The 20014-nt window shown below is 72.0% G+C and carries 21 protein-coding genes; 7 read left to right on the forward strand and 14 right to left on the reverse strand.

Going from position 1 to position 20014, the window contains the following annotated elements; all coding sequences use genetic code 11:
• The first annotated feature begins 114 nt into the window (after nucleotides 1–114).
• Nucleotides 115–654, forward strand: coding sequence for a M15 family metallopeptidase domain-containing protein (locus ABD256_RS04895; protein ID WP_344413864.1), 540 nt, complete (start codon nucleotides 115–117; stop codon nucleotides 652–654).
• On the opposite strand, the gene ABD256_RS04900 is transcribed toward ABD256_RS04895, so the two are convergent.
• The 5 genes from ABD256_RS04900 to ABD256_RS04920 are packed head-to-tail and all read right to left on the reverse strand — an operon-like array spanning nucleotide 645 to nucleotide 6024.
• Nucleotides 645–1673 carry an acyl-CoA dehydrogenase family protein gene (locus ABD256_RS04900; RefSeq protein ID WP_425546378.1) on the reverse strand — a complete coding sequence of 343 codons (1029 nt, stop codon included), beginning with the start codon at nucleotides 1671–1673 and terminating at the stop codon, nucleotides 645–647. The two genes, ABD256_RS04895 and ABD256_RS04900, sit on opposite strands and share 10 nt — an antisense overlap.
• On the reverse strand, nucleotides 1625–2557 hold the full coding sequence (locus ABD256_RS04905) for an acyl-CoA dehydrogenase family protein (RefSeq protein WP_344413868.1): 933 nt from the start codon (nucleotides 2555–2557) through the stop codon (nucleotides 1625–1627). The genes ABD256_RS04900 and ABD256_RS04905 overlap by 49 nt, the downstream gene beginning before the upstream one ends.
• Entirely contained in the window at nucleotides 2554–3678 is a 1125-nt protein-coding gene (locus ABD256_RS04910) for an acyl-CoA dehydrogenase family protein (RefSeq protein WP_344413870.1), read from the reverse strand. The genes ABD256_RS04905 and ABD256_RS04910 overlap by 4 nt, the downstream gene beginning before the upstream one ends.
• Complete coding sequence (locus ABD256_RS04915) at nucleotides 3678–4517, reverse strand: enoyl-CoA hydratase (protein ID WP_344413872.1); 840 nt, start codon at nucleotides 4515–4517, stop codon at nucleotides 3678–3680. The genes ABD256_RS04910 and ABD256_RS04915 overlap by 1 nt, the downstream gene beginning before the upstream one ends.
• Nucleotides 4510–6024: a FadD3 family acyl-CoA ligase gene (locus ABD256_RS04920; RefSeq protein WP_344413874.1), complete on the reverse strand. Its 1515-nt coding sequence runs from the start codon at nucleotides 6022–6024 to the stop codon at nucleotides 4510–4512. Before ABD256_RS04920 ends, ABD256_RS04915 begins: the two co-directional genes overlap by 8 nt.
• A gap of 81 nt (nucleotides 6025–6105) precedes the next feature.
• On the opposite strand from ABD256_RS04920, the gene ABD256_RS04925 reads away from it, so the two are divergent.
• From ABD256_RS04925 to ABD256_RS04940, 4 genes are read left to right on the forward strand one after another with little or no spacing between them, the layout of a single operon-like run.
• Nucleotides 6106–7257 carry an acyl-CoA dehydrogenase family protein gene (locus tag ABD256_RS04925; RefSeq protein ID WP_344413877.1) on the forward strand — a complete coding sequence of 384 codons (1152 nt, stop codon included), beginning with the start codon at nucleotides 6106–6108 and terminating at the stop codon, nucleotides 7255–7257.
• Entirely contained in the window at nucleotides 7254–8030 is a 777-nt protein-coding gene (locus ABD256_RS04930; protein ID WP_344413879.1) for an SDR family oxidoreductase, read from the forward strand. Before ABD256_RS04925 ends, ABD256_RS04930 begins: the two co-directional genes overlap by 4 nt.
• Nucleotides 8023–8655, forward strand: a complete 633-nt coding sequence (locus ABD256_RS04935) for a TetR/AcrR family transcriptional regulator (protein WP_344413881.1) — start codon at nucleotides 8023–8025, stop codon at nucleotides 8653–8655. Before ABD256_RS04930 ends, ABD256_RS04935 begins: the two co-directional genes overlap by 8 nt.
• On the forward strand, nucleotides 8655–9806 hold the full coding sequence (locus tag ABD256_RS04940) for an acetyl-CoA C-acetyltransferase (protein WP_344413883.1): 1152 nt from the start codon (nucleotides 8655–8657) through the stop codon (nucleotides 9804–9806). Before ABD256_RS04935 ends, ABD256_RS04940 begins: the two co-directional genes overlap by 1 nt.
• A gap of 3 nt (nucleotides 9807–9809) precedes the next feature.
• Here ABD256_RS04940 and ABD256_RS04945 read toward each other — a convergent pair whose 3' ends face one another.
• Complete coding sequence (locus tag ABD256_RS04945) at nucleotides 9810–10169, reverse strand: hypothetical protein (RefSeq protein ID WP_344413886.1); 360 nt, start codon at nucleotides 10167–10169, stop codon at nucleotides 9810–9812.
• An 18-nt stretch (nucleotides 10170–10187) separates the two neighbouring features.
• Entirely contained in the window at nucleotides 10188–11342 is a 1155-nt protein-coding gene (locus ABD256_RS04950; RefSeq protein ID WP_344413888.1) for a citrate/2-methylcitrate synthase, read from the reverse strand.
• Between the two features lie 92 nt (nucleotides 11343–11434).
• Here ABD256_RS04950 and ABD256_RS04955 point away from each other — a divergent pair, with 92 nt between their 5' ends.
• Nucleotides 11435–12613 (forward strand): citrate/2-methylcitrate synthase, encoded by a 1179-nt coding sequence (locus tag ABD256_RS04955; RefSeq protein ID WP_344413890.1) that lies wholly within the window; start codon nucleotides 11435–11437, stop codon nucleotides 12611–12613.
• On the opposite strand, the gene ABD256_RS04960 is transcribed toward ABD256_RS04955, so the two are convergent.
• Both ABD256_RS04960 and ABD256_RS04965 read right to left on the reverse strand, forming a co-directional pair.
• Nucleotides 12610–13488: a hypothetical protein gene (locus ABD256_RS04960; protein WP_344413892.1), complete on the reverse strand. Its 879-nt coding sequence runs from the start codon at nucleotides 13486–13488 to the stop codon at nucleotides 12610–12612. The genes ABD256_RS04955 and ABD256_RS04960 overlap by 4 nt on opposite strands.
• A gap of 96 nt (nucleotides 13489–13584) precedes the next feature.
• Complete coding sequence (locus ABD256_RS04965; RefSeq protein ID WP_344413894.1) at nucleotides 13585–14220, reverse strand: TetR/AcrR family transcriptional regulator; 636 nt, start codon at nucleotides 14218–14220, stop codon at nucleotides 13585–13587.
• A 106-nt stretch (nucleotides 14221–14326) separates the two neighbouring features.
• On the opposite strand from ABD256_RS04965, the gene ABD256_RS04970 reads away from it, so the two are divergent.
• Nucleotides 14327–15844, forward strand: coding sequence for an FAD-dependent oxidoreductase (locus ABD256_RS04970; RefSeq protein ID WP_344413896.1), 1518 nt, complete (start codon nucleotides 14327–14329; stop codon nucleotides 15842–15844).
• Here the strand turns inward: ABD256_RS04970 and ABD256_RS04975 are convergent.
• The 5 genes from ABD256_RS04975 to ABD256_RS04995 are packed head-to-tail and all read right to left on the reverse strand — an operon-like array spanning nucleotide 15824 to nucleotide 20013.
• On the reverse strand, nucleotides 15824–16621 hold the full coding sequence (locus ABD256_RS04975; protein ID WP_344413898.1) for an alpha/beta fold hydrolase: 798 nt from the start codon (nucleotides 16619–16621) through the stop codon (nucleotides 15824–15826). The genes ABD256_RS04970 and ABD256_RS04975 overlap by 21 nt on opposite strands.
• 8 nt (nucleotides 16622–16629) lie before the next feature.
• Complete coding sequence (locus ABD256_RS04980; RefSeq protein WP_344413900.1) at nucleotides 16630–17688, reverse strand: NAD(P)H-dependent flavin oxidoreductase; 1059 nt, start codon at nucleotides 17686–17688, stop codon at nucleotides 16630–16632.
• Nucleotides 17685–18392, reverse strand: coding sequence for a CoA-transferase subunit beta (locus ABD256_RS04985; RefSeq protein ID WP_344413902.1), 708 nt, complete (start codon nucleotides 18390–18392; stop codon nucleotides 17685–17687). Before ABD256_RS04985 ends, ABD256_RS04980 begins: the two co-directional genes overlap by 4 nt.
• On the reverse strand, nucleotides 18389–19261 hold the full coding sequence (locus tag ABD256_RS04990) for a CoA transferase subunit A (RefSeq protein WP_344413904.1): 873 nt from the start codon (nucleotides 19259–19261) through the stop codon (nucleotides 18389–18391). Before ABD256_RS04990 ends, ABD256_RS04985 begins: the two co-directional genes overlap by 4 nt.
• Entirely contained in the window at nucleotides 19261–20013 is a 753-nt protein-coding gene (locus ABD256_RS04995; RefSeq protein ID WP_344413906.1) for an enoyl-CoA hydratase family protein, read from the reverse strand. Before ABD256_RS04995 ends, ABD256_RS04990 begins: the two co-directional genes overlap by 1 nt.
• Nucleotide 20014: the final 1 nt, after the last annotated feature.

Here is a 20014-nt window from a genome sequence, read left to right on the forward strand (position 1 = left end):
GTTGTGTCACAGTCCCCGCCGGCGAGCGGGCCGTGCGGAACTGTGACACGGCCGTGGCGGCCCCGTCGCGGAACACGCGTCGTGGCCGCACATTCGCCATCGACGCTGGCTGTCATGACGCTTTCCGACTCCGCTCGCGCCAGGGTCTTCGCGGTCTTGGCCCGGTTGCTCGCCCTCGTGCTCGTGCCGATCGCGTACTGCGCCGCACCGGGCCGCGCCCGGTTCCTCGCCTGCCAATGGGCTCTGGGCATGCGGTTCCCCGCGGAGGACCTGACCGGTCTCACCGCGCACACGCGGGACGCGCTGACGGCGGCACGGGCCGTCGCGTTCTGGCGGGACCGCCAGCTCATCGGCCTCACTTCGGGACACCGCGACCACGCGGAGCAGCGCGGGATGTTCGCCGACGAGGTCGGCAGGGCGGGCTCCCCGCACGCGGCGCGCCTGCGCGTGCTGCCGGCGGACGAGTCCGCGCACGTCAAGGGAATCGCGCTGGACGTGCGGCCGGTCGAGGGCGCGCGCTGGCTGGAAGAGCACGGCGCGCGGTACGGCCTGTACCGCACCTACCGCAACGAGTGGTGGCACTTCGAATACCGGGCGAGCAGGCCCGAACTGCTGCCGCATCCCGGTGCCAGGCTCGCGGCCGCTCAGAGGTGACCGGTCAGCCAGGCGAGGTGTTCGTCGGGCGAGCCGAACAGGGCGGCGCTGGAATGGGCCCGCTTGAAGTAGCGGTGCGCGTCGTGCTCCCAGGTGATCGCGATCCCGCCGTGCAGCTGGATCATCTCCGCCGCGACCGCGGAGAACGCCTCCGCGCAGTAGGCCTTGGCCACGTGCGCGAGCAGCTCCGACTCGCCCGCCGCGTTCGCGGCCGAGCGCGCGGTCTCGACCAGCACGTGCAGATCCGCCATCCGGTGCTTGAGCGCCTGGAACGACCCGATCGGCCTGCCGAACTGGTGCCGGTGCTTGGTGTAGTCGACGGTCATCGCCAGCGCTTTCGCGGCCGCACCGGCCTGTTCGGCGGCGAGCACCGCGCAGGCGGTGTCGCGAGCCCGTGCCAGCGCGGGGGAGAAGTCGCCGGCGCCGATCCGGCTCGCCGGGGCGCCGGTGAACCGGATCTCGGCCAGCCGCCGCGTTTCGTCCATGCCCGGCGTGTGCACGCGGTGCGCGTTCGCGGTGTCCACTTCGTACAGCCCGATGCCGCCGTCTTCGCGGGCCAGTACGAGCAGCACGTCCGCGAGGTCGCCGTCCAGCACGTAGTGCGCGTGACCGTCCACTGTGGATCCACCAGTGCGGCAGGCGACGTCGGCGGTCCAGCCGCCGTCCGGTCCCGTCCACGCGACACTGCCGATCGCGCCTCCGGCGAGCGGGGGCAGCAGCCTGGCACACGCGTCCTCGTCACCCGATTCGAGCAGGACGCTCGTCGCGAGCACGGACGAGCCCAGGAACGGGACCGCGGCGAGCCCGAGTTCCGCCGCCACGGCCTGGAGTTCGGGCAACCCCGCGTCCGCGCCGCCGTACCGTTCCGGGATCGCGAGTGCGGCGACGCCGACCTCGCACAGCACCGGCCACGGATCCGGCTCCTTCTCGACGATCTCGCGGACCGTTTCGGCCAGCGCGTCCAGTTCGTTCACACCGACTCCAGCACGCGCGCGCGGTGGAAGGCCGGGGTGCCCCATGCGGAACGGAGCGCGCGGACCTTGGTCAGGCGCAGCCCGAGCGGGTGCTCGCCGGTGTAGCCGATCGCGCCGTGCACCTGCAGCCCCGTCCGCGCGGCCAGGTGCGCGGCCCGCCCCGCCGCGACCTTCGCCGCGGACACGTCGCGCGGCGCCAGGGTCAGTGCGGCGGCGTGCACGAGCGGCTTGGCCAGTTCGAGCCCCGTGACGACGTCGGCGAGCAGGTGCTTGACCGCTTGGAAGCCCCCGATCGGCTTGCCGTACTGGCGCCGCTGCTTCGCGTGCCCGACCGAAGCGTCGAGCAGCCATTGCCCGGCGCCAAGGAGGTACGCCGCGGTCGTCAGCGCGCCGAGTTCGAAGGCGCGCCCCGGATCCGCTTCGCCGATCCGCTCACCGGGTTCGATGCGAAAGAGCCGCCGCGCTCCGTCCACTGAGGACAGTCGAGACGCGGGGCGGAAGATGTGGAGCGCCGTGCCGTCCACCGCGACCCGGGTGTCCGCGATATCGGCGTCCAGCGCGTATGGCACGTGCGGTCCGAACGCGACCGAAGCCAGTGTGTCGCCCGCCGCGACCCCCGCGAGCAGTTCATCGTCCAGCAGCGCGGGCAAGACGGCGACGGTGTCCGTCCACGGTCCGGGCACCGCGTGGTACCCGAGCCGGTCGAAGGCCACCACGAGATCGAGATCGCTCGCGCCGAGCCCGTCGTACCGCTCGGGGACGCCCAGCGCGGTGACGCCGATCTCGGCGAGCGCACGCCACAGCTTGCGGCCCTCGTCGTGCTCGCCGCGCGCCCACGCCCGCGTCGCCGAGTCGACTTCCCGATTCGCCAGCAGGTCGTCGACGCTCGCGGCGAACCGGTCCTGCTCTTCGGACAGGAGGAATTTCATCGCGGCAGCCCCAGTAGGCGTTCGGCTACGGTGGAGCGCTGGATCTGGTCGGTGCCGCCGTAGATCGGCCCGGCGAGCGAGAACAGCCAGCCGTCCGTCCACTCGGGACTGACCTCGGCCTCGGGGCCGAGCAGGTCCAGCGCGGTTTCGTGCAGGTCCACGTCGAGCCGGGACCAGAAGAGCTTGTTCACGCTGGATTCCGGCCCCAGCTTCCCACCCGCTTCGAGGCGGGACACGGTGCCGAAGGTGTAGAGCTGGTAGGCCCGCGCGCCGATCCACGCGTCCGCGACGCGCTCGGCCGTCCCGGCCGGTTCGCCCGCTCCCCGCCACTCGCGCACCAGCGCGTTCGCGGCGGCCAGGAAGCGGCCGGGGCTGCGCAGGGAAAGCCCGCGTTCGTTGTTGGCCGTGGTCATCGCCACCCGCCAGCCTTCGCCGGGCTCGCCGATGACGTCGCGGTCGGGCACGAACACGTTGTCGAAGAACAGCTCCGCGAACCCCGGCTCACCGTCGAGCTGCGGGATCGGCCGCACCGTGACGCCATCGGCGCGCAGGTCCACCATGACGTAGGTCAGCCCGTGGTGCCGCCGCGCTTCGGGATCCGAGCGGAACAGCCCGAACGCCCGGTCCGCGAACGACGCCCGCGAGCTCCACGTCTTCTGTCCATTGAGGAGCCAGCCACCGCCGGTCCGGCGCGCGGTCGAGCGCAGTGCCGCGATATCGCTGCCCGCCTCCGGTTCGGACCACGCCTGCGCCCAGATCTGCTCGCCGCGCGCCATCGCGGGCAGGATCCGGTGCCGCTGCTCGTCCGTGCCGTGCGAGAACAGGGTGGGCGCGAGCATGAAGATGCCGTTCTGGCTCACCCGCCCCGGCGCGCGCGCCGCGTAGTACTCCTCCTCGAACAGCACCCACTCCAGCAGCGACCGGTCCCGGCCGCCGAATTCTTCCGGCCACGAGACCACCGAAAGCCGGGCATCGGCCAGTTTCGCTTCCCACGCGCGGTGTTCCTCGAAGCCCGCGGCGGTGTCGAAGGACGCGAGCGGGGTCCTCGGCACGTGTTCGGCCAGCCACGCCCGCACTTCGTCGCGGAACCCGGTCGTGCGCTCGTCGAGATCGAGGTCCATCACCGCGCCCCGTCCCGCATCGAGCGCGCGTCCTGGCCGCCGAGCGAGTCCCCGCCGGACACCTCGGCGTTGTGCGCGTGCGCGAAGTGGTGCAGCCCGAACACGGAGTCCATTCCGGACCGCATGCCCATCAGGTCCTCGGCCTGGTTGACCGCCTTCTTCGCCAGCGCGAGCCCGAAGGACGGCATCGCCGCGACGCTTTCCGCCAGCGCGAACGTCTCGTCGGCGAGGTCCGCCCTCGGCACGACCCGGTTGAGCATGCCCCAGTCCTTCGCTTCGGCGGCGCTGAACCGGCGGCCGGTGAACAGCACCTCCTTCGCCGCCCTCGGCCCGAGCACCCACGGGTGCGCGAAGTACTCGACACCGGGAATTCCCATGCGCACCACGGGATCGGAGAAGAACGCGTCGTCGGAGGCGACGATCAGATCGCACACCCAGGCGAGCATCAGCGCGCCCGCCACGCACGCGCCCTGCACGCTCGCGATCGTCGGCTTCGGGATCTCGCGCCAGCGGCGGCACATCCCGAGGTACACCTCGGCCTCGCGCGCGAACCGCTGGTCCCCGCCGGACTTGCCGACGTGGTCCCACCACAGCACCGCCTTGCGCTCGAACGACACGTCGGCGTCGCGGCCGGGGGAGCCGATGTCGTGGCCTGCCGAGAAGTGCTTTCCCGCCCCGGCCAGCACGATCACCTTCACCGCGTCAGCGTCGACGGCGCGGGTGAACGCGGCGTCGAGCGCGTAGGTCATCGCGGAGTTCTGTGCATTGCGGTAGTCCGGGCGGTTCATCGTGACGACCGCGACCGGCCCCCGCACCTCGTAGCGCACTTCATCAGCCATCGGTTCGCTCCCGCAGCACTCGTTTCAGCACCTTTCCCGACGCGTTCCTCGGCAGCTCCGTGACGAACCGGACGCGCCGGGGAACCTTGTAGTTGGCCAGCAGCTCGCGGCAGTGCCCGAGCACGGTGTCCTCGTCCAGTTCGTGACCGGGCGACGGCACGACGTGCGCGAGCCCGACCTCGCCGAGGCGCTGGTCCGGCATCCCGACGACGGCCACTTCGGACACGCCGCCGAGCCGGGAGATCACCTGCTCCACCTCGGCCGGGTAGACGTTGAACCCGCCGCAGATGTAGAGGTCCTTGATCCGGTCGGTGATCCGCAGGTAGCCGCGCTCGTCGAGGGCGCCGACGTCACCGGTGTGCAGCCAGCCTTCGGTGTCGATCGCGGCGGCGGTGGCCTCGGGATCGTCGAGGTAGCCGAGCATCACGTTGGGGCCGCGCACCAGAATCTCGCCGGAGTCCGCGATCTCGACCTCGAAGCCCGCGGTGGGCCGCCCCGAGGTGGTGGCGACGGTGTGCGGGTCGTCGCCCGCGTCGCACATCGTCACCACGACGGCCTCGGTGAGCCCGTACGCGGTGAGCACGGTGCCGAATCCCAGTTCCCCGCCCAGCCGCTCGACGAGGCTGACCGGCACGGTCGCCGCGCCGGTGATCGCGACGCGGAGGCTGGACAGGTCGTGCTCGCTCCGTCGTGGATGGTCCACAAGGGACTGGTGGACGGTCGGCGCGCCGGGCAGCACGGTGATCCGCTCGCGCTCGATGATCCACAGTGCCGCGGCGACGTCGAAGGTGGCCTGCGGGACGAGCGCCGCACCGCGCAGGAGAGCCGCGAGGATGCCCGCCTTGTAGCCGAAGCTGTGGAAGAACGGGTTGACCACCAGATAGCGGTCCTCCGGGGTGAGGGCCACGTGGTCCGCCCACGCCGCCGCCACGCCGAGCGCCTGCCGGTGGCTGCTCATCGCGCCCTTGCTGCGGCCGGTGGTGCCCGAGGTGAAGAGGATGTCGCTGACGTCGTCCGGGGACACCAGCGGTGCGGGTGCCGCGTCGAAACCGTCCAATGCGGACCATTCGGTGACGCCTTCGCGCGGGGGTTCCTCGCCCTCGACCGGGATGCGCAGCACGACGCCGGGAACGGTCCCGGTGCCCTGCAACGCCGCCAGCCGGTCGGTGCCGAGGAACTCGCCGGTGACGACCAGCGCGACCGCTCCGCTCCTGGTGAGGATGTCGGCCGTTTCCGCGGCGGTGAACCGGGTGTTGACCGGGACCAGCGCGGCGCCCGCGTAGTGCGCGCCGAGCGCGGCGACCACCCAGTGCCAGGTGTTGGGCGCGTTCACCGCCACCCGGTCGCCGGGCCGGACGCCCCGCGCGGCGAAGAAGCCGGCACAGCGGCGGACTTGGTCGAGGAGCTGTTCGTAGGTGAGGCGGACCGTGCCGTCGACGAGCGCCTCTCGCGCGCCGAAGCGCCGTGCGGCGGCGGCGAGCGCGCCGGGCGTGGTTTGCTCGGTCATCAAATCTCCCTAGCAAGTGCTTGGTAGGGTAGCCTACGCAGGACGGCGCCCGCTGTCGACAGCCCGGACGGAGGTACCAGCGTGACCGACACCGAGTTCCGGGCCGAGTTCCGGTCGTGGCTCGAGGAAAACCTCTCCGGTGAGTTCGCGTCCGTGCGCGGGCTCGGCGGCCCCGGCCGGGAGCACGAGGAGTTCGATCGCAGGCTCGCGTGGGAACGACGGCTCGCCGAGGGCGGCTGGAACGGCGTCGGCTGGCCGGTCGAGCACGGCGGCCGCGGCGCGAGCCTCGCCCGGCAGGTGATCTTCCACGAGGAGTACGCGCGGTCCCGCGCGCCGGCGCGGGTGAGCCACCTCGGCCAGGAACTGCTCGGTCCGACGCTCATCGCGTTCGGCACGCCGGAGCAGCGGCGCCGGTTCCTCCCGGCGATCCTGCGCGTCGACGAACTGTGGTGCCAGGGCTATTCGGAGCCGGGCGCGGGGTCCGATCTCGCGGCCGTCTCCACCACGGCGAGGCTCGACGGCGGGGAATGGGTCCTGCGCGGGCAGAAGGTGTGGACCTCGCTCGCGCACGTCGCCGACTGGTGCTTCGTGCTGGCCAGGACCGAACCGGGGTCGAAGCGCCACCACGGCCTGTCCTACCTGCTGGTGCCGCTCGACCAGCCCGGTGTCGAGGTGCGCCCGATCCGGCAGCTCACCGGCACCGCCGAGTTCAACGAGGTGTTCTTCGACGGCGCCCGCACGGCGCGCGATCTCGTGGTCGGCGAACCGGGAGAGGGCTGGCGCGTCGCGATGGGCACGCTCGCCTTCGAACGCGGGGTCGCCACACTGGGCCAGCAGGTCGGTTTCCGCCGCGAACTGGACGAACTGGTGGCGCTCGCGCGGGAGAACGGCGCGCTGGGCGATCCGGTGCTGGCGAACGCGCTGGCGCGGGCCAGGATGGGGCTCGAAGTGATGCGCGCGCACGCCGTGCGCACGCTCGGGGACTCCTCGCCCGGCGTGGCGGAGGTGTCCAAACTGGTCTGGGCCAACTGGCACCGCGCGCTCGGCGAGCTGGCGATGCGGGTCCGCGGGGCGCGCTCGCTGGTCACCAGCAACGGCGAAGCCGGGCTCGACGACCTGCAACGGCTCTACCTGTTCAGCCGCGCGGACACGATCTACGGCGGCTCCAACGAAATCCAGCGAAACGTGCTCGCCGAGCGGGTGCTCGGCCTGCCGAGGGAGGTCCGTCCGTGATCGCGGTGCCGAAGTACCCCGAAGGTGCGAACCTGTTGCGGGACAAGGTCGTGGTGGTCACCGCGGCGGCGGGAACCGGGATCGGTTCCGCGGTCGCGAAGCGCGCGCTCGAAGAGGGCGCCAGTGTCGTGCTCAGCGACTGGCACGAGCGCAGGCTCGCCGAGAAGGCCGCGGAACTGGGCGAACTCGGCCCCGTGCACGCGATCCGCTGCGACGTCACCGACGAGGGGCAGGTACAGGCGCTGTTCGACGGTGCCGCGGCGCGGTTCGGCCGGATCGACGTGGTGGTCAACAACGCGGGCCTCGGCGGATCCAAGTCCCTTGTGGACATGACGGACGAGGAGTGGTTCCGCGTGCTCGACGTGACCCTCACCGGCACCTTCCGCGCCACCCGCGCGGCGCTGCGGCGGTTCATCGCCCAGGGCGGCGGGGGAGCGGTGGTCAACAACGCTTCGGTGATCGGCTGGCGCGCGCAGGGCGAGCAGGCGCACTACGCGGCCGCGAAGGCCGGGGTGATGGCGTTGACCAGGTCCGCCGCGGTCGACGTCGCCGAACACGGGATCCGGGTCAACGCGGTCGCGCCGAGCCTGGCGATGCACCCGTTCCTGGCCAAGGTGACCACCGACGAACTGCTCGACGAGCTCACCGCGCGCGAGGTGTCCGGCCGCGCGGCCGAACCGTGGGAGGTGGCCAACGTGATGGTCTTCCTCGCCAGTGACTACGCCTCGTACCTCACCGGTGAGGTGCTCTCCGTAAGCTCCCAGCATGCGTGAGGAAGGCGTGAACACCAAGGGGCGGGGCTCGTCACGGCGGGCGGAACTGCTTTCGCTGGCGGCGAAGCTGTTCGCCGAACGCGGATACGTTTCGACGACCGTGCGGGACATCGCGGACGCGGCGGGCATTCTTTCCGGCAGCCTCTACCACCACTTCGACTCGAAGGAGTCGATGGCGGACGAGCTCCTCACCGGGTTCCTCGACGAGCTGTTCGGCAGCTACCAGGAGATCATGGCCGCCGGGCTCGGCCCGAGGAAGACGCTCGAAGCCGTGGTGACGGCGTCCTTCGAGGCCATCGACCGCAGGCCCGCCGAGGTGGCGATCTACCAGACCGAGGCGAAGCACCTGATGCAGCTGCCGCGGTTCGCCTACCTCACCGAGCGCAACGCGGAGTTCCGCGGGCTGTGGAACGCGATACTGACCGACGGCGTCGCCGAAGGCGCGTTCCGCGCCGATCTCGACGTCGAGCTGACCTACCGGTTCATCCGCGACACGGTGTGGGTCGCGGTGCGCTGGTACAACCCCGACGGCGCGCTCTCCGCGGACGCCGTGGCCGAGCAGTACCTCGGCATCCTGCTGGAGGGAATCGCGGCGAAACGCAAGCGGGTCAGGAAGGATCCTTGATGGCCGAAGCGTATGTGGTGGACGCGGTGCGCACGCCCGTCGGCAGGCGGGGCGGCGCGCTCAGCGCGGTGCACCCCGCGGACCTCGGCGCGCACGTGCTCGCCGAGGTGGTCACTCGCGCCGGGCTGGACCCGGCACTGGTCGACGACGTGATCCTCGGCTGCACCGACACCCTCGGCCCGCAGGCGGGGAACATCGCCAGGACGGCGTGGCTCGCGGCGGGTTTCCCGCACCACGTGCCGGGGGTGACCGTCGACCGGCAGTGCGGGTCGAGCCAGCAGGCGGTGCACTTCGCCGCGCAGGCGGTGCTGTCCGGCACGATGGACGCGGTGCTGGCCGGTGGCGTGCAGAACATGAGCATGGTCCCGATCAGCGCGGCCATGCTCGCCGGGCGCGAATACGGTTTCGACGACCCGTTCACCGGTTCATCGGGCTGGCAGGAGCGCTACGGCGCGGCCGAAATCTCGCAGTTCCGCGCCGCCGAGATGATCGCGAACCACTGGGGCCTCACGCGCCAGCAGATGGAGGAGTACGCGCTCGCGAGCCACCAGCGCGCGATCGCGGCGATCGACGAGGGCCGCTTCGACGCGGAAACCGTGCCGTTCGGGGACTTCCGCCACGACGAGGGGCCGAGGCGGGACACCAGTGCCGAGCGCATGGCGGCGCTGAAACCGCTCGCCGAGGGCTCCCCGCTCACCGCGGCCGTGGCGAGCCAGATCTCCGACGGCGCGAGCGCGACCCTCATCGCCTCCGAATCGTTCGTCGCCGAGCACGGGCTGACCCCGAAGGCACGGATCCACCACCTTTCGGTGCGCGCCGCCGATCCGGTGTGGATGCTCACCGGCCCGATCCCGGCGACCGCGCACGCGTTGCGCCGCACCGGGCTCGCGATCGGCGACATCGACCTGTTCGAGGTCAACGAAGCGTTCGCGAGCGTGGTGCTGGCCTGGCTGGACGAGACCGGTGCCGATCCCGCGCGGGTGAACGTCAACGGTGGCGGGATCGCGCTCGGGCACCCGATCGGCGCCACCGGCACGAAACTGTTCGCGACCCTGCTGCACGAACTGGAGCGCCGAGGCGGGCGGTACGGCCTGCAGACCATGTGCGAAGGCGGCGGCACCGCCAACGTCACGATCATCGAACGGCTGTGACGCTCAGCCCTGCCACGGGCGGGTGTCGGTGGCGGGGTCGGTCCTGGCCAGCTCGGCATCCAGTTCGTCGCAGCGCGCTTCGGCCGCTTCGGCGGTCGGCAGTCCCAGCCGGTCCGCGATCCGCTGCCACGACCAGCCCTGCTCGCGCGCCTGGCGGATGAAGGTCGGCTCGGACTGGTTCACGATCCGCCGCGCGCGCACGATTTCCAGTGCCCACGCGCCGAGCACGCCGTCGGGCACCTCGCCTGCCCGGTAGGAGGCCATCGCCAGCCCGGTCAGCGGGGCGGTCTCCATCAGCACGGCGGCACCGTGCTGATCGGAGAGCCAGTCGTCGATGACGGGGTTCCGCGATTCGCCGCTCATGGCCCCGGATCATAGGGCTCAGCGAGGAAGCGGCTCCGGCGCGGGCGGGCCGACGTACCGCGCGGCGGGCCGGATCATCTTCGGGTCCGCCGCCTGTTCGAGGATGTTCGCGCACCAGCCGATCACCCTGCTCACCGCGAACGTCGGGGTGAACATGCTCCGCGGGATCCCGCAGCGCTCCATCACCACGCCCGCATAGAACTCGACGTTCGCGTGCAGTTCGCGGCCGGGCTTCTCCTCGGCCAGTATTTCCACGACGCGCCGCTCCACGGTCGCCGCGAACTCGGCGAGATCGCCGCCGAGCCCGAGCGCGATGTCGCGCAGCATCAGCGACCGCGGGTCCTCGGTGCGGTAGACGGCGTGCCCGAACCCCATGATGCGCTCGCCAGAGCGCACCTTTTCGCGGACCCAGCCGTCGATCCGGTCCGGGGTGCCGATCTCGTCGATGCTCGCCAGCGCGCGATCGGGCGCGCCGCCGTGCAGGGGCCCCGAAAACGCGCCGATCGCGGCCGCGACCGCGGACACCACGTCGGCACCGGTGGAGGCCACCACGCGCGCGGTGAACGTCGACGCGTTGAACCCGTGGTCGATCGTGGCCACCAGGTAGCGCTCCAGCGCGCTCGCCTTCGCCGGGTCCGGTTCCTCGCCGGTCACCAGGTACAGCCAGTTCGCCGCGGCCGACAGGTCGGCGCGCGGTTCGAGCGGTTCCTCGCCGTGGCGGAGCCGGTGCAGCGCGGCCAGTATCGTCGGCGTCACGGCGCACACCAGCATGGCGTCCGCCTTGCGCCGGGCCGGATCGGCGTCCCACAGCGGCGGGAGCCCGCGCGCGGCGGTGAGCAGCGACAGCGCGGTGCGCAGGCCCGCGAGCGGGAGGAACGAGTCCCCGGCGAGCGCGATGCCCGGCAGCGCCGCGCGCACTTCCGCTGGCAGGTGCCGCAGCGGCGCGACCTCGTCCGCGAAACGCGCGCGTTCGGTCTCGTCCGGCAGCCTTCCTTCGAGGAAGAAGAACCAGACGTCCTCGAAGGTCTTCGTCTCCGCGAGTTCGATCGCGGAGTACTGGCGGTAGTGGTAAAAGCCTTCGCGCCCGCGCACGTCCCCCAGTTCGGTGGTCGTGACGACGACGTTGCGGAGTCCTGGTGGGACCTCGACCGGTCCGTCCACGGTGACTGACATCGGTACCTCCTCGAATGTGGCTCCAGCCTCGAACCATCGATCGAGTATTGTCAATGTCGATCGAGTCGATGTTAACCAGGAAAGCGCAGGTCATGACCTCCTCCGGTGACGAGCGTTACCTGACCACCGCCGAGGTCGCCCGCCGCCTCGGCGTCAAGGCGGAAACCGTCTACACCTACGTCAGCCGCGGTCTCCTCACGAGCGTCCGCGCGAAGGGACGGCGGGGGAGCCTGTTCCCGCTGGGCGAGGTCGACCGGCTCGCCCAGCGGGGGAGCGAGGGGCAGCAGCCGTCCGGATCGGTCGAGCGCATCCGCACGCGGCTCACCAGGATCGACGACGACGAGCTGGCCTATCGCGGGCATCGCGTGCGGGATCTGGTGGGCACGAACGGGTTCGAGGCCGTGGCGAGTCTGTTGTGGACGGGCGAACTGGCCGGGCGGCCGTTCCCCGCGCCGCCGGACCAGGTCGCGCTGGCGGCCGCGGTGGGCGAGGCGCTGCCGGAGACGGCGTCGCTGACCGACCGGCTCCGGGTCGCGGTGGCCGCGCTCGGGTCCGCGGACCCGCTGCGGTTCGACGTGTCGGCCGACGCGGTGGTGGCGGCGGGCGAACCACTGCTCGGGGTCCTCGTGGACGCGCTTCCCGGCCTCGCGCCCGGCCGAACGGCGTCCGGCACGCTCGCGGAACGCCTGTGGCCCAAGGTTTCCGCGTTGCCACCGCGGCCGGAGCTGCTCGACGCGGTGCTGGTGCTGCTCGCCGACCACGGGCTCGCGGTGTCCACTGTGGCCGCCCGCGTGGCGGCGAGCGCCCGTGCGAACCTGTACGCGGTGGTGTCGGCGGGACTCGGTGCCGTGGACGGGCCCTACCACGGCGCGGCGAGCACGCTCGCGTACCGGTTTCTGGCCGAGGCGATGCGCGATCCGATCGGCGCGCTGTCGGAGCACCTGCGCGCGGGCGGGGTCCCCGGGTACGGCCACCGCGTGTACCGGCGGCGCGACCCGCGCGCCGAGATCCTCTTCGGACTGCTCGATGGCGCGCCGGTGCTCGACACCGTCGAGATCGTCTCGCGCGAGCTGGCGAAACGGGGCGGGGCGTTCCCGAACGTCGACCTCGCGCTGGCCGCGCTGATGCACGCCAACGGCATGGCGCCCGAAACGGGCGAGGCGATCTTCGCGATCGCCCGCACCGCCGGATGGATCGCACACGCGCTGGAGGAGTACGCCGAGCCGCGCCTGCGGTTCCGCCCGATGGGTGTCTACATCGGACCGGGCTAGAAGGCGTACTCCCAGCCACCGGCACCGCTGTAGCCTTCGAGGAGCAGGACCCCGTGCGGCGTCGAGGTTTCCACGTCGACCGTGCCCTGCGCGCGCTGGTTGGCGCCGAGCCCTGGCGGGAGCACGCCGGAGATGTCGGCGCAGGAGCCGCCCATCGCGTTCACGGTGACGCCGTCGGAGCCGATCACCTTGGCCCCGTAGGGGCTCAGCACCGCCTCGAGGTCGCGGTTCGCCGCGGCGTCGGGCCCGGTCGTCACGCGGACGTGCAACACGACGGAATGCTTGCCCGCCGCGCGTTTCGGCATGTACTTGCCGCACTTCGGGTCGACGTCGATCTTGTCCACGACGAACTTCCCGGCGCCGATCGTCACCTCTTCACCGGGCTTCTTCGGCACGTTCCCGCGTTCGTTCGCGTCCGGGTTCCTCGGTGTCGCCGGGATCGAGGGCAGGCTCGGTGTGACCGGGACGGCCGGCGCGCCCGGCGCCGTGGACAGCCGCGGCAAGGTGGACGTCGCGGGCGCGCGCGGGGACATCAGCCGGTCGAGGTCGTCCTTGAGCTTGTCGACCCGCTCGTTCCACTGCGCCTGCAGCACGAGCCCGACCACCACGCCCGCGATCGCCAGCACGAGCCCGGCCGCCGACATCACGCGGTGCGCGCCGAAGAGCCCGGCCACCCCGAAGACGATCCCGATGAACCCGGCCACGACGGTCACGTTGTTCAGGATCGGGATCGGGCTGCCGGAGGCGGAGATGATGCCGAGCACGAGCGCGGTGACCGCCAGCCCGATCAGGTCGCGGCCGGCCCCGGCCGGTGGCGGGTTCGGCGACGGCACGGGTGGCGGCGGGAAGGCAGGGAACGCCGACGACTCTGACACGGATTCTCCCCATGGTGAACGGCCGGGGGCTGTCCGTCCGGCACCTGCTAGTCGGCGATCGCCCGTTCGGCGTTACCGCACGCCGGGGTGAGCCGCTCAGTAGCCGTCCTCGGCCGCGCCCCGCGCCAGCAGCGCGAAGGCGGTTTCGGCGTCGGCGACGGCCTGGGCGCAGGTGTCGTCCGCGGTGCCGCCGGTGGTGAGCCTGCGCCAGTTCTCCCGCGCCAGAACCTGGTGGACGGCCAGGATCTGGGCGGCCACCAGCCGCGGCCGCGGGGAGCCGTCCCGGTCACCGGCGGCCTCGCGGAGGACGTCCGCGAGCTCGTCGAGGTTCGAGGTTTCCAGCTCGGCCAGCCGCGCGGTCACGGCAGGCGTGGTGAACACCAGGCGGTGGAAGGCGAGCACGTCCGCGGAATCGCACAGCCCGGTCACCGGGTCGCGCCGGTCGAGCCCGTCGAGGAAGTGCCGCCGCACCGCGGCCAGCGGGGTCGCGCCGGTTTCGCGCGCGCGGACGACCCGTGCCGTTTCACCGCGGTGGTCGGCGAACCGGTGCAGCACGAGGTCCTCCTTCGCCGGGAAGTAGCGGAACACGGTGGGCTTGGACACCTCGGCGGCGGCGGCCACGTCGGACACCGCGACCTCGTCGAAGCCCCGCTCCAGGAACATCGCGATCGCGGTGTCGGAGATCGCCTGCCTCGTCCGTTCCTTCTTGCGCTCGCGCAGTCCTTCCGCCATGGCCGTGACCCTAGCATGATTGAGACCAAGATAAATATTTAACTCAGTTGTATTTGTGTCCGAGTTGTGTTCTGCTGGCCGGGTGCACGGAGACGAGGAGGACGAGATGAGCGATGTGGTGATCGTGGGAGCGGGCCCGACCGGGCTGACCCTGGCGTGCGAGCTGGCGAGACGGGGGCTGGACGTTCGGGTGGTCGACCGCTCGGTGGCGCACGGGCACGGTTCGCGGGGCAAGACGCTCAACCCGCGCAGCCTGGAGGTGCTGGCCGATCTCGGGGTCGGGGAGGTGGTCGCCGCCGTGGGCCTCACGCATCTGCGGTACCGCAAGTACTACGACGGCGTGCGGGTCTCCGAACTGGACCCGTTCGCCGAGCCGGGGCCGACCGCGGACGCGCCGTACGACGGCATGCTGTTCCTCCCGCAGTGGCGGCTCGAAGAGATCCTCCGCGACCGGCTGGCCGCCTTCGGGGTGAAGGTGGAACTGGGCACCGAACTGACCGGGCTCCGGCAGGCGGACGGGAAGGTGGCCGCGGCCTTCGCCGGCGGCGGCCGGGCCGAAAGCCGGTACCTGGTGGGGTGCGACGGCGGCCGCAGCACGGTTCGCAAGCTCCTCGGCGTCTCGTTCGAGGGGAAGACGGCGAGCGAGCAGTCGATGATCTGCGGCGACGTGGAAGCCGACGGCCTCGATCCCGGCGTGTGGCACCAGTGGTTCGACCGCGAGGGCGCGGTGCTGCTGTCGCCGTTCCGCGATTCGCGGTCGTGGCAGATCCAGGCCGATGTCGAGCGGGACGCGGACGGCACTGTGCTGGAGCCGTCCTTGGCTGGCTTCCAGCGGCGGCTCGATCTCCGCGCCGGCGAGACCGGCGTCCGGCTGCGGAACCTCACCTGGTCGTCGACCTGGCGGGTGAACGTCCGCATGGTGGACCGGTACCGCGCCGGAAACGTCTTCCTGGCTGGCGACGCCGCTCATGTGCACCCGATCGCGGGCGGGCTCGGCATGAACACCGGGATCCAGGACGCTTGGAACCTCGGCTGGAAGCTCGCGCTCGCGGCGGGCGGGCGCGCCGGTGCCGAACTGCTCGACACTTACCAGGAGGAGCGGCTGCCGATCGCGGCGTGGACCCTCGACTTCACCGGCACCCTGCTGGACGCGGTCGGGGAAGCATTGGAGAAACCCGGTGTGGGACTGGAAAAGGTGGTCACCGACGAGGGCAGGGGGCTGCGGATCGGATACCGGTGGAGCTCGCTGGCGCGGGGCCGCGGCACGCACTGCCTCGAACCGGGAGACCGCGCACCCGACGCCCCGTGCCACGACCGCGACGGCCGGGCCGTCCGGTTCTTCGAGGTGTTCGCCGGGCCGCACTTCACCCTTCTCGGGTTCGGTGCGGGAACCGCCGCCGCGGTGCGGCGACTTGCCGGAGAAGACGTCGTCGGCCGCGTGGTGGAGGTAGATCTCATCGACAGCGATCGCCACGCCCGGCGCGCGTACGGGATCGACGGGGACGCGCTCGTCCTCGTCCGCCCCGACAACCACGTCGCGATGATCACCGAGGCTAGTGACGCGGATGGCGTGCTCGGCTACCTTCGCGACGTCGGCGCGGTTTCAGGGCAGCAGGCGGCGTAGCGCGTCGGAGAACTGGGCCGGGTTCCGCTGCGGCGCGAGATGCGCGCCGGGCAGCTCCGCGAACGGCAGGCCCAGTTCGAGCGCGAGCGCGCGGGCGGGGGCGTAGTGGAAGTGGCCCCTGCTGCCCTCGCCCGCGGCGAGCGTGACGTCCACCCAGGACTTCCGCAGCGCCGGAATGTCCGGCAGGTAGTGGTAGAACTCCAGGATCTCGCGGTCGAACAGCCGCGCCCATTCGGTTTCGTTCGGCAGCCGGACGGCGCGGAGGTCCGGCAGCGCGGCTCCGGCGATGGTGCTGACGAACCGGGTGAACGCGCCGAGCACGTCGCCGGAGCGCGCCAGTTCCACCTGCGCGTCGGCGTCGGCGAACCAGTCCTCGGCGTCGGGCAGCAGGCCCACCACGGGCGGTTCGTGGGCGATCAGGGCGGACACCGTTTCCGGGTAGCGCGCGGCGAGGTCGAGCGCGATCACCGCGCCCGCGCTGCTGCCGAACACGGTGACCTCGCCGAACCCGAAGTAGTCGATCACCGCGCGGGCGTCGGCGGCGTGCCGCGCCACCGGGATCGGGCCCGTCGAGTCGTCGGTGCTGCGGAAGTGGCCGCGGCGGTCGTAGGTCAGCACGGTGTGGTCGGTGCTCAGCCGCTTCGCGAGCGCGCGGTACGAATCGGCCGCGCCGAGGCCACCGGGGACCAGCAGCAGCGGCGCGCCGTCACCCTCCTGGCGAACGTGCAGCTCCGCGTCCTCGACAACGCAGGCACCCGTCGACACGTCGGAGTTCATGGGCAAAGTCAAGCACAGCCGTGCGCACCGCCAAGCCGCCGGATGATCGCGTTCGCGTCCCCGGCAACGCTTTCGACCACTTCGCGCACCGTGGGCAGGTCGTCGAGCAGGCCGACGACCTGCCCGGACGCGAGCACGCCCGCGCCGGTGTCACCGTCGACGAGCCCGGCGCGCAGCAGCATCGGGGTGTTCGCCGCCATCACCACCTGCGCCAGCGACCGCTCCCCGCCGCGGCGCATCGCGAGGCCCTCGCGCACCATCGCGCGCCACGAAACCCCGGTCAGCGCCCGGAACCGGACCGCGTTGCGCACCGCGCGGAGCAGCCCGGTGGCCGGACCCGACCGTTCGAGCGAGTCCACCAGCTCGGTGCGCAGCACCCGGTGCGGCATGCCGTCGACCTTCCGCGTCACCACGGTGTCGGTGAGCCCGCGGGCGAGGTAGGCGCGTTTCACCGCGTCGGGCACGGTGCTCTCCGCGGTGAGCAGGAACCGCGTGCCCATCGCGATCCCGGCCGCGCCGTAGGCGAGCGCGGCGGCGAGGCCGCGTCCGTCGAAGAAGCCGCCCGCGGCGACCACCGGGATGTCCACCGCGTCCAGCACCGAGGGCAGCAGCAGCGTGGTCGCGACGCCGCCGGTGTGCCCGCCGCCTTCGCCGCCCTGCACGATGACGGCGTCCGCGCCCCAGCCCGCGACCTTCTCGGCGTGCCGCGCGGCACCGATCGACGGGATCACCACGACCCCGGCGTCCTTCAGGCGCGCGATCATCTCCTTGCGCGGGGCCAGCGCGAACGAGGCCACCCGCACGCCTTCGCGGATCAGCAGCGCGACCCGGTCCGCCGCGTCGTCGGCGTCGGCGCGCAGGTTCACCCCGAACGGCTGGGACGTGCGCGCCTTCGTCTCCGCGATCGCGCGGGCCAGTTCGTCGTAGGTCATGGTGGCCGACGCGAGGATGCCGAGTGCGCCCGCTTCGGCCGTCGCGGCGACGAGCCGGGGCCCGGCGACCCAGCCCATCCCGGTCTGCACGATCGGGTGCGCCACGCCGGTCAGCTCGGTGAGTGCGGTCCTCATCCCTTGTCCCGCAAGGATTCCGGGTCGAGCACGGTCCGGATGAGGCGCAGCTCCTCGTCGTCGGGAACGCGGGTTTCGACGGTCCCGCCGGTGTCGAGTTCGAACGAGGTGGCGGCGCGCACCTCGTCGACGGTGACGCCGGGATGCACCGAGACCAGGCTCGGCCGGTCGCCGAAGGCGAGCACGCCGAGGTTCGTCACCACGCGGTGCCCCTCGTGGAACCGGCCGGCCCCCGCGGCCAGTGCGCGGGCACGGCCGACGCCGGACACCACGTCCACCTCGTCGACGAACACCCTCGTGCTGTGGCGCGGCACCCAGTAGCTGGTGCGGTGGTTCACCGTGTTCCCCGGCCCGCCCCGCACTCCGAGCAGCTGCTTGCGCGGCTTTTCGTGGGGGCCGATCGCGGAGATGTTCTGGTTGCCGTGCCGGTCGATCTGGTTCGCGCCCATCACCACGTGCCGCTTGCCGCCCGGCACCACGGTGTCGAGCACCTTGCGGAACGGCTGCCAGCCCTCGACCACGCCGTTCTCGTCCAGCAGGTACGCCTCGCCGTCGGAGAGCAGCAGCTCCGGGGCGAACGTCAACCGCGCCAATTTCGCGCCCAGCGACGGGATGAGCCCCATCGGGCTCGCCACGATCTCCCCGTCGTCGCGGAAGAGGTCGGCGCACGCCGCGATCGCGATCTCCATGCGCGTGACACTCATGCTGCCTCCTCGTGGAACTTGCTCACGGCCGCTTGGTAGTCCGCTTCGGAGCCGCTGAGGAACCGGTCCACGAACCCCGGCCAGGCGCCGGGATCCTTGGCGGCTTCGGCGTAGTGGCGCTGGAACCGTTCGTCCCGGCCGTAGTCCGGTGCGGCGGTGGTGAAATGCGCGCCGCGCGGCGTTTCCGCGACGCCGTGCACGCTCGCCCGGTTCAGCAGCAGGCTCTGCACGGGCGCGGTCCCGGTCAGCTCCGCGGTCTCCACGATCCGCTCCACCGACACGAAGCACCGGTCCGCGGCGAGCGCGAACAGGTCGTCGAAGTACGGGTCGGGACCGAGGTACTGCGCGTTGCCGCGCGCGTCCGCCCGGTTGAGGTGCACCAGTGCGACGTCGAGGTTCAGCGCGGGGACGGCGAGCAGCTCCTCGCCGTCGCCCGGGTCGCCGTAGGGGGAGCGCACGGTCTTCAGGCCGGGGTTGAAGGTCAGCACGTCCGAGCCGAGGCCCGCTCGCGTCGGCAGGAACGGAAGCCGTTGCGCCGCAGCGGAAAGGCCGGTGCCGAGCACGCCTTCGTCGTACTCCGTCACGGCGATCTCACCGGCTTCGCGGGCGCGGGAGAACCACGGGTCGTACGGGATCGAATCGAGGGTGACGAACCCGAACACGAGCCTGCGGATCCGGCCTGCCGAGACGAGCAGCCCGACGTCCGGCCCGCCGTAGGAGACCACGGTCAGGTCGCGGACGCCGCTGCGCAGGATCGCCCTGACCAGTGCCATCGGCTTGCGCCGCGAGCCCCAGCCGCCGATCCCGACGGTCATCCCGTCGCGCAGCTCCGCCGCGATCTCGTCCGGGGTGGTCCGCTTGTCCGCCATCACGCTCCCTTGCCCTCGTCCACGAAACGCCGCCGTGCCTCGTCGGAGGCACCGGTGAGGTTCAGCTCGAAGGTGAACCCCTGTTCGTACCGGTAGCTCCGGTGCACCTGCTGCGGGTCGATCCCGTTGATCGCGTGCTTCGCCGCCCTGATCACGCGCGTGTCCTTGGCCGCGATCCGGTGCGCGAGCGCGAGCGCGGCCTCGTCGAGCCGGTCCGGCGGCACCACCTGGTACACCGAGCCGTGGTGGTGCAGCTGGTGCGCGTCGATCGTGCTGGCCGTGTAGTACAGCGCGCGCATCAGGTGCTGCGGGACGAGCCGCGCGAGATGGGTCGCGGCGCCGAGCGCGCCCCGGTCGACCTCCGGCAGGCCGAAGGTCGCGTCGTCGGCGGCGACCACCACGTCCGCGTTGCCGACGAGCCCGATCCCGCCGCCGAGGCAGAACCCCCGCACCGCCGCGATCACCGGCACCGGGCAGTCGTACACGGCCGAAAAGGCGGCCGCGCAACCCCGGTTCGCGCCGACGAGCTTGTCGTACCCGCTGTCGCGCTGGATCTCCTTGATGTCCACGCCCGCGTTGAAGCCGCGGCCTTCCGCGCGCAGGACCACGACGTGGCACGCGGTGTCCTGGCCCGCCGCGGTCACCTCGTGCGCGATGTCGAACCAGCCGCGCACCGGAAGCGCGTTGACCGGTGGCTCGTCGACGGTGATCACGGCGACCCCCGGCTCGGGGTACTTCGTGGTGACCGGCATG

Origin of the sequence: Amycolatopsis minnesotensis (genome assembly GCF_039529815.1) — a bacterium.
Taxonomy (GTDB): Bacteria; Actinomycetota; Actinomycetes; order Mycobacteriales; family Pseudonocardiaceae; genus Amycolatopsis; species Amycolatopsis minnesotensis.

Coding starts and splice junctions, on each gene's coding strand:
- ABD256_RS04895 (WP_344413864.1), top strand. CDS start 115: ATGACGCTTTCCGACTCCGCTCGCGCCAGGGTCTTCGCGGTCTTGGCC.
- ABD256_RS04900 (WP_425546378.1), bottom strand. CDS start 1,673: ATGGGGCACCCCGGCCTTCCACCGCGCGCGCGTGCTGGAGTCGGTGTG.
- ABD256_RS04905 (WP_344413868.1), bottom strand. CDS start 2,557: ATGAAATTCCTCCTGTCCGAAGAGCAGGACCGGTTCGCCGCGAGCGTC.
- ABD256_RS04910 (WP_344413870.1), bottom strand. CDS start 3,678: ATGGACCTCGATCTCGACGAGCGCACGACCGGGTTCCGCGACGAAGTG.
- ABD256_RS04915 (WP_344413872.1), bottom strand. CDS start 4,517: ATGGCTGATGAAGTGCGCTACGAGGTGCGGGGGCCGGTCGCGGTCGTC.
- ABD256_RS04920 (WP_344413874.1), bottom strand. CDS start 6,024: ATGACCGAGCAAACCACGCCCGGCGCGCTCGCCGCCGCCGCACGGCGC.
- ABD256_RS04935 (WP_344413881.1), top strand. CDS start 8,023: ATGCGTGAGGAAGGCGTGAACACCAAGGGGCGGGGCTCGTCACGGCGG.
- ABD256_RS04940 (WP_344413883.1), top strand. CDS start 8,655: ATGGCCGAAGCGTATGTGGTGGACGCGGTGCGCACGCCCGTCGGCAGG.
- ABD256_RS04945 (WP_344413886.1), bottom strand. CDS start 10,169: ATGAGCGGCGAATCGCGGAACCCCGTCATCGACGACTGGCTCTCCGAT.
- ABD256_RS04950 (WP_344413888.1), bottom strand. CDS start 11,342: ATGTCAGTCACCGTGGACGGACCGGTCGAGGTCCCACCAGGACTCCGC.
- ABD256_RS04955 (WP_344413890.1), top strand. CDS start 11,435: ATGACCTCCTCCGGTGACGAGCGTTACCTGACCACCGCCGAGGTCGCC.
- ABD256_RS04965 (WP_344413894.1), bottom strand. CDS start 14,220: ATGGCGGAAGGACTGCGCGAGCGCAAGAAGGAACGGACGAGGCAGGCG.
- ABD256_RS04970 (WP_344413896.1), top strand. CDS start 14,327: ATGAGCGATGTGGTGATCGTGGGAGCGGGCCCGACCGGGCTGACCCTG.
- ABD256_RS04975 (WP_344413898.1), bottom strand. CDS start 16,621: ATGAACTCCGACGTGTCGACGGGTGCCTGCGTTGTCGAGGACGCGGAG.
- ABD256_RS04980 (WP_344413900.1), bottom strand. CDS start 17,688: ATGAGGACCGCACTCACCGAGCTGACCGGCGTGGCGCACCCGATCGTG.
- ABD256_RS04985 (WP_344413902.1), bottom strand. CDS start 18,392: ATGAGTGTCACGCGCATGGAGATCGCGATCGCGGCGTGCGCCGACCTC.
- ABD256_RS04990 (WP_344413904.1), bottom strand. CDS start 19,261: ATGGCGGACAAGCGGACCACCCCGGACGAGATCGCGGCGGAGCTGCGC.
- ABD256_RS04995 (WP_344413906.1), bottom strand. CDS start 20,013: ATGCCGGTCACCACGAAGTACCCCGAGCCGGGGGTCGCCGTGATCACC.